This is a genomic window from Hyphococcus lacteus, from assembly GCF_041058985.1.
GTDB lineage: Bacteria > Pseudomonadota > Alphaproteobacteria > Caulobacterales > Parvularculaceae > Hyphococcus > Hyphococcus lacteus.
In genome coordinates this window covers 386665-400200 of record NZ_JBEHZE010000001.1, presented here as the reverse complement: position 1 = coordinate 400200, position 13536 = coordinate 386665, and the positions used below count along the sequence as shown (strand labels likewise).

The following is a 13536-nucleotide window of genomic DNA, read 5'->3' as shown; positions in this document are numbered from 1 at the left end:
CCAAATCTTCTAACAATGCGAGAATTCATGATGCTGATTAAAAGACTTTGCCAGACTGTTGCCCTTGTTGCCTTAGCGATCTCTACGCAAGCCTGCGCGGAGAGCAAGCAAACCACTGGTGTCGAACAGGAGCGCAAAGCTGAAGCGCGTGAGTTGCTCGAAGAATTAATTACATTCAGAACCGTAAAAGGTTTTGGCCAAGTCCCGGCGATGGTCAATGTTCTCGAAGAACGCCTCAAAACTGCGGGTTTTTCGAATGAAGATATTATAAAAGTACCTCTGACGATTGACGGTGAGGAGGTCGAAGGACTTATTGTTCGGTATTCTGGTGAAGAGAATAGCGACAAATCTGCGATTGCGTTTCTCGCACATATGGATGTTGTCGACGCACTGCCTGAAAATTGGGATACGGATCCATATACGCCAGTTGAGAAAGACGGCTATCTTTATGGTCGCGGATCGCAAGATAATAAATTTGGTGTCGCGCTGCTCGTCACAACATTTGCCAATCTTAAAGAAGAAGGGTTCAAACCGAATCGCGATCTTTATCTGGCATTTTCCGGTGATGAAGAAACTGGCATGCTGACAACCCGTGAAATTCTGAAAACACCAGAAATTAAATCGGTCGAATTCGCGCTCAACTCAGATGCGGGCGGCGGTACGATCACGAAGGATGGCAAACCTGTTTCATTTACAATGCAGGCTGCTGAAAAAACATTCGCAACCTATATCATTACAGCAAAGAGCGCTGGCGGACATAGCTCTGCACCGGGGTTGGATAATGCTATTTATGATCTTGCGCACGCGTTGACAAAAATAGAATCTCATGAATTTCCTGTAGAGTTCAACGAGATTACACGCGCTATGGCGAAGAGTGTTGCTGCTCGTGAAGGTGGTGAATTGGCCGAAGCGCTAAACACATTAATGAGTGACCCTGCTAATCGCGAAGCGATTGAAGTGATTAAGGCTTATCCGCAATATTCGCATATGCTGTGGACGACTTGCGTTGCGACAATGCTTCGTGCCGGGAATGCGGAAAATGCGCTTCCTCAAAGTGCAAATGCTACGGTCAATTGCCGGATTATGCCCGGAACGAGCGCAGAAGAAGTACGCGGGGTACTGATCGATACGATGAAGAATGATGAGCTGGTTGTGACATTGCAGCGCGGTTCTGTTGAAAGCCCTGCATCGCCAATCCGTGAAGATATTATGGGCGCATTGCAGCGCGCTGTCGCTGTCAACTATCCCGGCGTGAAGCTCCAGCCGGTGATGTCATCAGGTGGTACTGAAGGTCGTGAATATCGGAGCGTTGGTATTCCAACCTATGGTGCCGGGAGTTTGGGTCTTGTACGGCCCGAAGACAGTCGTGCGCATGGTATCAACGAGCGTATCCGCCTTGATTCATACGATAAGGAGCTGACCTACTGGGATACGTTGATCCGTGATCTGGCACAGGGCACAGACTAATGTTGCGTGCGGATAGACGGAAGTTTCTTCGTACGGGTGGCATGATCGCAATCGGGGCTGGGCTTATCGCTGGCATGAAAAAGAATGCGAATGCGCAAAAAGCTGAGCCATCGCATCCGGTAATCACGCGCGCTCGCAATGCGGCACCGATTAGCGAAGCTGAGCGCAATGCGCGAATTGAAAAAGCACAACGCATAATGCGCGATCAGGGAATTGCAGCGACCCTGATCGAGCCGGGGTCCAGCCTGATCTATTTTACGGGTGTTCATTGGTGGCTTAGCGAGCGTTTGACGGCGGCGATCATTCCCGCCGAGGGCGAAATCTTTTTTGTAACCCCGGGCTTTGAAGAAAGCCGCCTTCGTGAAGTCATGAAGGTCTCGGGCGACGTGCGCACATGGGAAGAGCATGAGGATCCGTTTGCGTTGGTTGCGCAATGGATGAAAGAAAAGCGCATTCACACCAAAAAAATCGCGATTGATGAAGCGGTTCGACACTTTATTGTTGATGGCATTAATCGTGAAGCGCCGCGCGCGAAACTGGTAACGGCGCGGGACGTGGTAAATGGTTGCCGGTTGATAAAATCACCGGCAGAGCTAGAGCTGATGCAAATTGCGTCAGATGTGACGATTGCCGCTTATCGTGACGTATATCCGCGTATCGAAAAAGGTATGGGCCGGGAAGATTTACAAAATCTGATGTATCAGACCCAAGCCAAATTCGGCGGCAGTGGGCCCTCTGGCGGCGCGCAAGTCGGTAAGGGGAGTGCGTTACCACACGGATCAACGATCCCCGAATATATCGAAGAAGGTTCGGTAATTCTATTGGACTTTGGCTGCAATATTCACGGGTATCGCTCCGACATTTCTCGTACATTCGTATTTGGTGAGCCGAATACGGAACAAATCCGCGTCTGGAACCAAGTCCGGCGCGGACAAGATATTGCCTTTGAAATGGCGCAGGTCGGAACCCCGGCAGGGCAGGTCGATAAAGCGGTTAGACGATATTACGAATCGCTCGGTTATGGTCCCGGCTATCAATTGCCCGGGCTGTCACATCGCACCGGCCACGGTATCGGTCTTGATGTTCACGAACCGATTAATTTCGTTTCTAATGAAACCATGCCTTTGGCACCGGGCATGTGTTTGTCGAACGAGCCAGGCATTTATATGCCGGGTAAATATGGTGTGCGTATCGAAGATTGTATTTACATGACCGATGCCGGCCCTAAGTGGTTTTCCACGCCACCCGCATCTATCCATCGCCCATTTGATTAATTTCAGCGAAAGAGGTTTACATGTCAGCCCGTTTTAAAAATAGCGTTCTCGCATGCCTATTCATGTCAGTTGCGGTGTCACCTGTTATTGCTGCCGAGCCACTGCAATCAGAAGAATCCATGAGCCCGGCACTACCCGAGATTCTATCATTGCGAGAACAGGCAAAAATCCACGATGAAGCGCTGATTGAGCGATTTGAAACCGTTTTGCCGAAATTGATGCGCGACAATGGCATCGATATGTGGGTCATTATTGCGCGTGAATATAACGAAGACCCTGTCATCACGACAATGCTCGACGCAAAGAATATGCGCGCCCGCCGCCGGACGATTCTGGTGCTGTTTGATCCGGGTAAAGGCAAACCGATTGAGCGTTTGGTGGTGAGCAAGCATGGCATGAATGGCATGTTTGAAGCGGCCTGGGATATGGATAAATATCCAAACCAGTGGGACCAACTTACGGAAATTATTGCTGAGCGTGATCCGAACAAAATCGCGATCAATACGTCAGAATTAACGGCCTTTGCTGATGGCCTGACCCACTCCCAGTATATTGGGTTTATGTCATCACTACCGTCGGGCATGGATAGTCGTGTGGTTTCTGCTTATCCACTGGCCGTTGGGTGGCTTGAGACACGCACCCCATCAGAGATGGAGCGCTATCAGGAAATGGTCCGTGTTGCCCATGCTATCATTGGCGAAGGATTTTCCGGAAAAGTCGTGAAGCCCGGTATCACGACGAATGAAGATCTGGTCTGGTGGTATCGTCAACGGGTCAATGATCTCGGTTTGGGGTCGTGGTTCCATCCTTCGGTTGAGGTTACCCGCAAGGGTGTCGAAGGTGTCATGCGCGGGAAACCAGCAGTGATCGAAAAAGGCGATATGCTGCGGGTAGACTTTGGTATCGTCTATAACGGCTATAGCACTGACACACAGCATGTTGCCTATGTTCTGCGCGACGGTGAAACCGATGCTCCCGAAGGATTGAAGGCAGGTCTGGCAGAAAATAATGCAGTTCAGGATGCATTGACGTCGTCATACAAAGATGGCCGCACGGGGAATGAAATTCTTCGCCTCGCGCGTGAAAAAGCTATTGCGCAGGGCCTTCGTCCGACAATTTACACCCATCCGATTGGTTATCACGGTCATGGTGCCGGTAGCTCCATCGGTCTTTCCGAAAATCAAACCATGGTGCCGCGCGGCGAGTATCCGGTATATGCAAACACCGCTTGGTCAATCGAGCTGAAAGCGACGAAAAAAGTTCCTGAATGGAATAATCAGGATGTCGATTTCAAGTCGGAAGAAGACGCCTTTTTTGACGGTAAAAAAGTACGTTATGTGGACGGTCGCCAGACGAAGTTTCACTTGATCAAAGCTGAGTAATGGAAAAACTACCTTCGCCAACTTCCGTTGGATATCGCGGTTCGAATAAGGAATAGGAACAAAATGAAAAAAGTCGTTTCGTCGTTTTTGGCTGCGGTTGTTGCGTCATCATCGCTCGCTATTGCGCAACAAAATGAACTGCCAACACCGGGTATGGTGTCGTTGCAACAACGGGCAGAAATTCAGGACCGGTGGTTAAAAGAACGTCTTGATACTGTGGTTCCAGCGTTAATGCGCGAAAACGGCGTCGATATGTGGGTGTTAATCGCTCGAGAATATAACGAAGACCCTGTTCTTAAAACGATGCTGCCAGCCACGTGGATGTCCGCGCGTCGTCGAATGGTGCTGATTTTCTCTGACAATGGTCAAACTGTCGAACGTCTTGCTGTTGCTCGCTATCCTGTTGGGGATGTTTTCCCGTCAGCTTGGAACCCAGATGAACAGCCTGATCAATGGGCGCGCGTTGAAGAAATTATCCGTGAGCGGAACCCAAAAAATATTGCCTTGAATATATCAGACTATTTTGCGTTGGCGGATGGGCTTTCTGTTAGTCAAGATCGCCAATTTCGAAAAGCTATAGGCCCTGAACTTTCAGAGCGAATCGTCAGCCATGACGCGCTTGCGGTTGGCTGGTTGGAGACGCGTATACAATCCGAGATGAACACCTACCAGACCATTATGCGTGTCGCGCACTCAATTGTTGAAGAGGGGCTGTCTGAGGCGGTTATTACGCCGGGTGTGACCACGACATCACAAGTCGTCTGGTGGTATCGGGAGCGCTTGGCCGAACTTGACGTTGAACCATGGTGCCAACCAAGTGTCAGTGTGCAGCGTAATGATATGGATACTTTCGCAATTGACAGTATGGTCCTCGAAAATGGTCAAACGATCATGCCTGGCGATTTGCTTCATGTAGATTTCTGTATGAGTTATATGGGGCTGAAAACTGACACGCAGCAAATGGCTTATGTATTAAAGCCCGGCGAAACTGCCGCGCCCAAGGGCCTTCGCAACGGTCTCAGCGATGCGAATGGCGTGCAGGATGCATTGACGTCAGAATTTAAAACCGGCGTAAGCGGAAACAACATTCTCTTTGCCGCGCGTAAAAAAGCGATCAGACGCGGCCTTAACCCAACGATCTATACCCATCCGATTGGTTATCACGGCCATGGTGCGGGACCGACGATTGGGTCTTGGGAGCAACAAAACGGTTCGCCGGTAAATGGCGATTATTTGATGCGGCCGAATACAGCCTATTCGATTGAGCTGAATGCGATCTCGAAAGTTCCTGAGTGGAACAATCAGGAGGTTCGGTTCATGCTAGAAGTTGATGGCTTTTATGACGGCGCGAATTTCAGCTATATTGATGGGCGCCAAACCGAGCTACATCTGATTCCTCGCCGTCCATAATCTGTAAACGAAGTAAAAATAGAAATAGGGTGAAAAAGAGTAACGATAACCTCAATGCTCCATCGATTTCATGGGCGGGTTCGGCTTAGTCTGTGGTAAGTGCTTGCCGGGTCCACTCGTGTCGATGATTTTTCCAGTTCTACGCCGCTTGATAAGGCTAGAGAACGTTTATCGCTATTGGGTTCTTGATGGGGCTAAACGTATAGGGTGCAAGCGCTTGGCATGGGCGGCGATGGTTTTTATAGTGAACCCAAAATGGACAGCAGCACGGTGATAAATGAACCGGGTGGATTGTCTGGATGTTGAACCGATGCGGGGACCGGGCGCGTGAAAGAAGATATAGAGATTAACGAGCGTGACTACGTAAATTCGTTGGCGCGAGGGCTAGAGGTTATACGGGCATTCAAACGGGATCGCCCGCAGATGACTCTAACCAACATTGCTGAGGCAACGGGTATGACCCGTGCGTCTGCGCGACGCTTTTTATTGACGCTGGTTCACGAAGGGTACGCAGAGAAAGAAGGCAATTTCTTTAATCTCAAACCCAAAATTCTTGAACTCGGTTATTCAGCTTTGTCATCAATGAACATGCTCGAAGTTATTCAGCCGATTATCAATGATATGTCCAAAGAGCTGAACGAGTCCGTTTTTGTAGCGGTTTTGACCGGCCATGACGTTATCTATATTGCGCGTGCGACAGTAGATCGCCGCATCAGTGTCGGGATTACGGTCGGTAATCGTGGCCCGGCTTACGGTACCTCGACGGGCAGGGTGCTTTTGGCGGGCGAGAGTGACAAAGCCTTTGAGCAATATCTCAATGAAGTTCAGATGGAACTGCATACCCCAACGACGATTACGTCCAAAGAGAAGCTACGTGACGCGGTTAAAAAGGTAAGAAGCGACGGTTACAGCATGGTCGATCAGGAAATGGAGCCGGGGCTGCGCTCTATTTCTGTGCCGATCTGCCGAGGTGGAAGTAAAGTTATTGCCGCTTTGAATGTGTGCTGTCCGGCTTCGCGAATTTCTTTAGACTTCATGGAAAAAGAAATTCTAGGCGTATTGCAAAGGACCTCGAAACAAATTTCGTCCTGTCTTTAATCTCTCTTGGGTGACGGTTTCAGACCGAAAACCGTTCTCTAGCCGTTGCTAATCAACTTGTAGTAAAATTAGGCTAGCGCAGTAGCATAAAGTCGCGTGCAATCATTTGTGCGCGCTGGTTAGCGCTAGAAAATAGCCCTGAATTAAAATTCTTCCCCGTGGCCAGTGGCTTGCGCCAAGCAGTGTGTTTATGTTGCGCCACACAATTCGGCCTGCCAAGGGAAGATGAATGAACGACCAACCAGTTGCTAAAAATGTTGACCGCCTGCTGTCTGAGTTTCGCCGTTTCTCCGGTGAAAGCGAGCATGACCCACATTTAAACCCTGTCTCGCGCCTTGCATCGTCCCTTTTCTTAGGGCTTGAGTCCACGGAAGTATCGATTGGAAGCTTGGCTGCGATTGTGAGCGAGTTAAATGATCGATCCTTTGAAGACCGCGCAGAGGCATTTCATGCGCGCCGCGACGGCAGTGACATCACGCTAGATGAAACGCTCACGCGACTCGCAAAAGAAGGGTTTGAGACCTTCCGAGGTGCGGTCGAAGGGGCCCCCGAAGGAATTGTTTTTACTGCACACCCTACGTTTGCGCTTAATGCTGCGAAACGTGATGTTCTTGCGGCTTATCCCGTTAAAGGTGGTGAAGCTGAAAAAGCGAGCTGGCGACAGACGCTCGCGCAGTTGGAAAGCAGCGATGATAAAATCACCCTGCGTTATGAGCATGATGAAGTCCGCAAGGCGGTTGCTCACGCACAAGAGGCTGTAACGCGGATCAACAAAGCTATTCTTGATGCTGCGCGACAATATTTTCCCGAGCAATGGACAACTTTACATCTCGAGCCATTAAGCCTTGCAAGCTGGGTTGGGTATGATCTTGATGGTCGCACCGATATTCACTGGGGCGAATCAATCCGTATACGTGTTGATGAGAAGGCAAAACAACTTCAGCGTTACGTAACTGTACTCCAAAAAATTCAAGGTGATGCGCCATCTCAATCTTTAGGTGAGCTACTCAGCCAGTTTAAGGCAGCGGCGACGTTGGCGGAAAAGCAGGCCGAAGCATTTTCCGGAAATCTTGAAGATCCCGACGTTGTCGTTCAAGCCGCAAACCTTTTGACGGATGAGAACCCAGCCCGGTTGATATCGCTTACGCCTGCAATCGAGGCGTTGACCAAAGAAATTGATGCCAGCGAAACGGATGAACGCAAAGCCGACCTTATTTTGTTGCGTGGCGAGATGGAGGCCTATGGTTTGGGCCTTGCGCGCATTCATTTACGGGTGAACTCGGCTCAGGTTCGGTCGGCACTTCGCGCGGATTTAGGGCTTGATCCAGATACTGGGTTTCTGGGGCGTTCTGCACTCGGCGTAGCCGCAAAAAAATCTATGGCGGCTCAGCGCCGTGCGGTAAATTTTGGCTCAGTCTTCCTGGAGAAAATGACGGCGCGTCGGCAATTCATGTTGTGTGCTCAAATACTCAAGCACATTGATGCAGATACGCCCATTCGCTTTTTGATTGCGGAATGCGAAGCGCCAGCAACAATCATGGGTGCTGTTTATCTTGCGCGCCTTTATGGGGTTGAGAAAAAGCTCGATATTTCTCCGCTTTTTGAAACGCCTCAAGCACTCGAAAGTGGGGGGCGTTTCATTGAACGCCTGTTGCATGAGCCGGAATATAGAGATTACGTTTCGGGCCGCAGTGTGATGAGTATTCAGCTCGGGTTTTCCGATTCAGGTCGGTTTATGGGCCAGTGTGCCGCCGATCTTGCTATTGAGCGCCTTCAGGTTTTATTCGCGCGGGCGCTCGGTGAGGCGGGTCTTCCTAACATTGAAGCGCTTGTTTTCAATACGCATGGAGAATCCATGGGGCGCGGCGCGCATCCGGGCTCATTCAAAAACCGACTTGATCATCTGACGACACCGTGGGTTCGATCTCGCTTTGCGAAAGCAAAAACACGTCTTCGTACGGAGTGTAGTTTTCAGGGCGGTGAGGGCTATACGCATTTTCAAACGCCTGAACTGGCGACCCAAACACTGTCTATGATTTGGGCGCATGCGATGTCGCCTTTGGTATGCGATCACGAAGACCGATTTTATAGTGACATTAATTATTCGTGGGATGTCTATCGCGGGCTAAAGACGTGGCAAGAGGGTCTGTTTGAGCGCGAAGACTATCGTAAAATCTTGTCGGGCTTCGCAATTCGGTTGTTGTTTAAAACCGGGTCGAGACAAACGAAACGTTCACAGAGCGGTGGGTTTGATCTCAGTGCGCTGCGTGCAATTCCCCACAATGCAATACTCCAACAGCTCGGTGCGCCGGTGAATGTATCAGGCGGATTCGGAAAAGCAGCTGGCCGTGAGACAGATCGATTTGTTGAGCAGATAAATGGATCCCCTCGGATGCGTGATTTGGTGGCTATGGCCACTCATGCGCGCGACCTCACTGATCTTTCGGTATTACGTGCGTATGCGGATCTTTATGCGCCGGGCTATTGGTCTGCCATGGCCGTTAGTGTCGGGGCTGGAAAAGCGGCGGATGCCTATGAGGCAACGCAAATGGCGCTCGAAGATAGTGGCACATCGGGGGCATTCCATCATCTGGCAGATTTTGTCGCTAGTGATCTTCGTCATTTTGATGCAATGATCAGTGCCATTGATTTTAAGGGTGTTCGGGACGAGCCGGTAAACCGAGATCGCCTTTGTGTTTTGCACGCTGTTCGTCAGGCATTGATGGCAAAAGCCGTGTCGTTGGTCGCAAGCGCGCCACCATTCTCTAGCCGGCATGATGTGGAGCATCGCGACCTGATCGAGATGACGTTGAACCTACGGATCGATGAAACAGCAGATCTTTTGGGACGTATCTTCCCGGCGAATAGCAAGGGTGGCACTATGTTCTCGGGTCTGGACGAAAAAGTTGAGGATGTAGATGCCGAGGGCGGGGCGTATCCGGAAATCCATCGGGAAATTATCTGGCCCTTGCGCGAAATTTCCGTGGCTTCAAGAACGCTTAGCGAAGCCATCGCTAATCATTATGGTGCGTTCGGATAAAACCCTATTTGCTGAACGCTTCGTAGAAATGCTTTCGGCAAAGTGGGACATAGCGGTCATTTCCGCCAATTTCGATTTTTGCGCCGCTGGTGACTGCGTTACCGGCGGCGTCAATTCGTAAATTCATGGTTGCTTTGCTGCCGCAGCGGCAAATTGTTTTTAACTCTCGAATTTCGTCGGCAATCGCCAAAAGACGTGCGCTGCCCTCAAACAAATCACCGCTGAAATCTGTACGCAAGCCATAGCACATCACTGGAATTTTCAGTTCGTCAACAATTTGCGCAAGTTGCATCACTTGCGTAGCTGTCAAAAATTGTGCCTCGTCAAGAAACACACAAGCCGCCTTCATGGCCGCGCTCTCTTTTTGCACGACATCAAATAAATTGGTATGCGCATCAAAAAGATGGGCATCTTTACGCAGCCCGATACGCGAAGCAATAACGCCGGTTTCAACGCGATCATCAATTTTCGCGGTGAATTCTATCGTCTCCATACCGCGTTCGCGATAATTAAAGCTTGCCTGCAAAAGCATCGTCGATTTACCGGCATTCATCGCAGCGTAATTGAAATAAAGCTTTGCCATCTCAGAAATCGTTTCCGAATTGACCTTCGGCATCCAATGAAATTGGTCCGGTCATGATGATATGATTGTCTTCTTCGCGCCACTCAATCGCTAGATCGCCACCATCAAGGGTGATCGTCGCCTTGCGTGCGGTCAGCCGTCGCCGATAAGCGCAGACCAGCGCAGCGCAGGCGGCGGTGCCACATGCCATGGTGATGCCTGCGCCGCGTTCCCACACACGCAAACGGATTGCGTGTTTGCTGGTCACTTGCGCGATAGAAACATTCGCCCGTTCCGGGAACAGGGGGTGATGCTCAATCATTGGACCAAATTTTTCAATGGCATGAGCAGCAACGTCATCAACAAAGAATACGCAATGAGGATTGCCGACATTCACCGTTGACGGTCCCCACAGAACCGGGTTGTCAATCGGGCCAAGCTTGATATCGACAAAACGTGTGTCGTCCATTTGTTCGGCAAGCGGAATATCTCGCCAATGAAATTTGGGCTCACCCATATCGACAGCAATGCGCTTATCGCCAATTCTCGAAGCGTGAAGTGGGCCACTGGCTGTTGCGAATGTCACGTCGTTTAATTTTAACTCTTCCATCAAGAGCCAACCCACACAGCGAGAAGCATTGCCGCAGGCACCGACTTCATCGCCATCAGCATTCCATATCCCCATGAAAATGCCGTCATAGTCTTTTCGGTGTTCGAGCGTGATAACTTGATCGCAACCGGGGCCCGTTTTCGGGTCCGCAATTTTTCGTGCTGTATCGCCATCGATGATGATCGGGTTTTCACGTAGATCAATCACGACAAATCGGTTGCCGAGACCGTTCATGATCAAATAGGGGTGTCCGGATAATGATGACATCGGTAATGGCCGTTTCTAGGGTTCGAAATGATCGTTTAATGCATCGTCGCGCTTTTGACGCGCCGCATGGCTGATAATATGGTCGGTTTTTTCCCAATAATGAAGACGTGTCATGGCCTGCCAGAGAGCTTTATAGGCGGCAATCGACGTTAGCAACCAATATGCTGGTGCGGTAAGCCCATAGAGTGAGAGCTTGCCCAGACCGCGTTTTAGGGGGGCCATTACCATCATCAGGATGAAAAACAGGTTTCCAAATATCAATGCAAAGAGGTTGAATTGCAAAATCGGTTCAGGAAATAAGCGTGACAACAATGGTGGGTCCGCCAACAGCCAAAATAACGAAAGTGACCACATGATAGGATTGATCAAAGCGCTAAAAATATTACCGGCCACAAAAAGCTGAACGGCGCAAAAGCCGCGCCAACCGGTCGTCGCCACAATGCGGTCCGGACGACGCATATGCACCAGCCAAGTTTGTAAATATCCCTTCATCCAACGCGAGCGTTGTCTGATCCAGTTGTTCGTTTGGCAATTCGCTTCTTCAAATGTTGTCGAATCGATTAAATCAACGCGGTATCCCAAGCGCGCCAGACGAAGGCCGAGATCGGCATCCTCGGTAACATTGTAGGGGTCCCAGCCACCAACCTCAATAAGTGTTTGTGTACGGAAAAAATTAGACGTACCGCCCAATGGGATTGGTGCACCGAGGCGCGAAAGCGCGGGTAGTAGCCAGTCGAACCAGAGAGAATATTCGAGCGTAAATAATCGCGTAATCCAGTTGTCGTCAGGGTTGTAATAATTGAGGCGGGCCTGAACGCAGGCAAGTTTTTTATCTCTGTTCTGAAATGCGGCCGCAGCTTTTAACAGTTGATCGCGTTCGGGCAGATCTTCTGCATCATAAATTACGATTAGCTCGCCATGTGCGCGGTATAGGCCGTAATTGCAGGCTTTTGGTTTCGTACGCGGCGCGAGGGACGGAACGAGGATCATATCAAAACGATGGTCCAAACCAAGCCGCTTTGCCTCGCGGATGGTTTCCGGGTCGTCAGCCTCTAGAATGAGTTTTACATCTTTTTTAGCGGTGGGGTAATCTAGGCGGTCAATTGCGCCAGCTAATGTCGGCAGGGCTTCTGCGTCATGATAAAGCGGCAACAATATTGTAATGGTGGGGAGTGCATCGGGCGATAAGTTCGGGGACGACGTAGCGGCAACTTTGTCGCTCCGTCCCAAGATTAAAAGATAGAGCCTGAACGCAATGGCGCTAATAAAATAGAAAGTTGTACCGGCATTAATGGCGATCAATGTTCCGACAGGCCATAAAAATAGACAAGCGCAGATCACTGTTGCGCATGCCAACGCGAAGACCAACTGCGTGACGGTCAATAGTCGATAAGCAGATTCATTAGGGTGCGTAGCGCGAAGCCCGGATATCGCTGCATAGTCGAGATCGTGCGTTGAAAAATGGCCATCATTCAGCCGAGCATCGACATGATTTTTGTCAATGCAATCCGGCAATAGTGACTCCGGGTCGAGTGTCAAAAACGGCTCCATAAGCCGATAAAAAATGTGCGTCCCAGTTCAAGGTTTCGGCCCGCAATTTCGCGGTTCACCCCGGCTTGAATTGACCAACGTTCGGTGGCTTTGATGACGAGAGAAGGCTGAAGTTTTACGACATCAAAGTCTGCTCCGTGCTTTTCATGATTCTGCATCGAGATAGTGCCAAAGGCTTCGACTAACACTAAAATGCGTCGGTGCGGTTCTATTCCGAATGTGACTTGCGTGCGTATCTGGTCGGCATTCTCTCCGATGTTTTTTCGGTAGCCAAACTCGGCTGCTGTAAAAATCTTAACGGGTTTGAATAAGAGGTCTCGTCCGTATAGTGCGGAAAAATCAAGATCGACCCCTTTGCCCATTAGGCTTGTGCGCGCGCCCGATTGCAGTTGAACCGGTGTTGCGGCTGCTACCCGAATTGATGCCGCGTGTTTGTTTGAGCGCAAAATTTGATACTGACCAAAGCCTTCAAGTTCGGAAAACCCAGATTGGCTTTGCGACACCGCTGCATTGTTTAGCCAAGTGGTGCCGTATATCGCCTTGCCGCCGATGGTGATGGACTTCGTTAGCCCATATTCAAAATAGGTATTCGACTCTAAGCGTTGAAATTGCCCGATCGGTTCGCCCACATTCGCGGGTGTTAGGTCAGTCGAGAAATATTCGGCGCGCGAGATGACTAAAACTTCGCCGTCGGTTCGCGCCCAAGGTGACGCGCTACTAAATGTTGGAATTATACTTAATGAAAAAAACAAAAGCGCAGGCAATATAACGCTGCGCGCGAAATCGTACTTTATTGAGTCCCCCACCGACCACCTTTCTGGTTGTTGGTTTTACTTATATTGATAGATAAGTAACGGCACTGGAAACATTTTTCA

At 50.0% G+C, this 13536-nt stretch carries 10 protein-coding genes; 6 read left to right on the top strand and 4 right to left on the bottom strand.

Annotation, left to right across the window (positions count from 1 at the left end):
* Positions 1-27 precede the first annotated feature (27 nt).
* The 6 genes from ABFZ84_RS01885 (at position 28) to ABFZ84_RS01860 (ending at position 9671) form a co-directional block, all read left to right on the top strand.
* On the top strand, positions 28-1467 hold the full coding sequence (locus tag ABFZ84_RS01885; protein ID WP_369312214.1) for a M20/M25/M40 family metallo-hydrolase: 1440 nt from the start codon (positions 28-30) through the stop codon (positions 1465-1467).
* Positions 1467-2741, top strand: a complete 1275-nt coding sequence (locus ABFZ84_RS01880) for a M24 family metallopeptidase (RefSeq protein ID WP_369312213.1) — start codon at positions 1467-1469, stop codon at positions 2739-2741. Before ABFZ84_RS01885 ends, ABFZ84_RS01880 begins: the two co-directional genes overlap by 1 nt.
* Before the next feature lie 20 nt (positions 2742-2761).
* Positions 2762-4123, top strand: coding sequence for a M24 family metallopeptidase (locus ABFZ84_RS01875; RefSeq protein ID WP_369312212.1), 1362 nt, complete (start codon positions 2762-2764; stop codon positions 4121-4123).
* 63 nt (positions 4124-4186) lie between these two features.
* Complete coding sequence (locus tag ABFZ84_RS01870; protein WP_369312211.1) at positions 4187-5533, top strand: M24 family metallopeptidase; 1347 nt, start codon at positions 4187-4189, stop codon at positions 5531-5533.
* Positions 5534-5860: 327 nt separating this feature from the next.
* A complete protein-coding gene (locus ABFZ84_RS01865) occupies positions 5861-6631 on the top strand; it encodes an IclR family transcriptional regulator domain-containing protein (protein ID WP_369312210.1) in 771 nt (256 codons plus the stop codon).
* 229 nt (positions 6632-6860) lie between these two features.
* Entirely contained in the window at positions 6861-9671 is a 2811-nt protein-coding gene (locus ABFZ84_RS01860; protein ID WP_369312209.1) for a phosphoenolpyruvate carboxylase, read from the top strand.
* A gap of 4 nt (positions 9672-9675) precedes the next feature.
* On the opposite strand, the gene ABFZ84_RS01855 is transcribed toward ABFZ84_RS01860, so the two are convergent.
* From ABFZ84_RS01855 to ABFZ84_RS01840, 4 genes are read right to left on the bottom strand one after another with little or no spacing between them, the layout of a single operon-like run.
* Positions 9676-10254: a thymidine kinase gene (locus ABFZ84_RS01855; RefSeq protein WP_369312207.1), complete on the bottom strand. Its 579-nt coding sequence runs from the start codon at positions 10252-10254 to the stop codon at positions 9676-9678.
* A 1-nt stretch (position 10255) separates the two neighbouring features.
* On the bottom strand, positions 10256-11110 hold the full coding sequence (gene dapF / locus ABFZ84_RS01850; protein WP_369312205.1) for a diaminopimelate epimerase: 855 nt from the start codon (positions 11108-11110) through the stop codon (positions 10256-10258).
* A gap of 15 nt (positions 11111-11125) precedes the next feature.
* The gene (locus ABFZ84_RS01845) at positions 11126-12649 is read right to left on the bottom strand and encodes a glycosyltransferase family 2 protein (protein WP_369312203.1); all 1524 of its coding nucleotides are present in this window, start codon (positions 12647-12649) and stop codon (positions 11126-11128) included.
* A complete protein-coding gene (locus tag ABFZ84_RS01840; protein WP_369312201.1) occupies positions 12646-13467 on the bottom strand; it encodes a hypothetical protein in 822 nt (273 codons plus the stop codon). The genes ABFZ84_RS01845 and ABFZ84_RS01840 overlap by 4 nt, the downstream gene beginning before the upstream one ends.
* Between the last annotated feature and the right edge of the window lie 69 nt (positions 13468-13536).

Bases quoted from the DNA above. Each gene is read 5' to 3' on its own strand.
- ABFZ84_RS01870 (WP_369312211.1), top strand. From the start codon at position 4,187: ATGAAAAAAGTCGTTTCGTCGTTTTTGGCTGCGGTTGTTGCGTCATCA.
- dapF (WP_369312205.1), bottom strand. From the start codon at position 11,110: ATGTCATCATTATCCGGACACCCCTATTTGATCATGAACGGTCTCGGC.
- ABFZ84_RS01875 (WP_369312212.1), top strand. From the start codon at position 2,762: ATGTCAGCCCGTTTTAAAAATAGCGTTCTCGCATGCCTATTCATGTCA.
- ABFZ84_RS01880 (WP_369312213.1), top strand. From the start codon at position 1,467: ATGTTGCGTGCGGATAGACGGAAGTTTCTTCGTACGGGTGGCATGATC.
- ABFZ84_RS01860 (WP_369312209.1), top strand. From the start codon at position 6,861: ATGAACGACCAACCAGTTGCTAAAAATGTTGACCGCCTGCTGTCTGAG.
- ABFZ84_RS01855 (WP_369312207.1), bottom strand. From the start codon at position 10,254: ATGGCAAAGCTTTATTTCAATTACGCTGCGATGAATGCCGGTAAATCG.
- ABFZ84_RS01885 (WP_369312214.1), top strand. From the start codon at position 28: ATGATGCTGATTAAAAGACTTTGCCAGACTGTTGCCCTTGTTGCCTTA.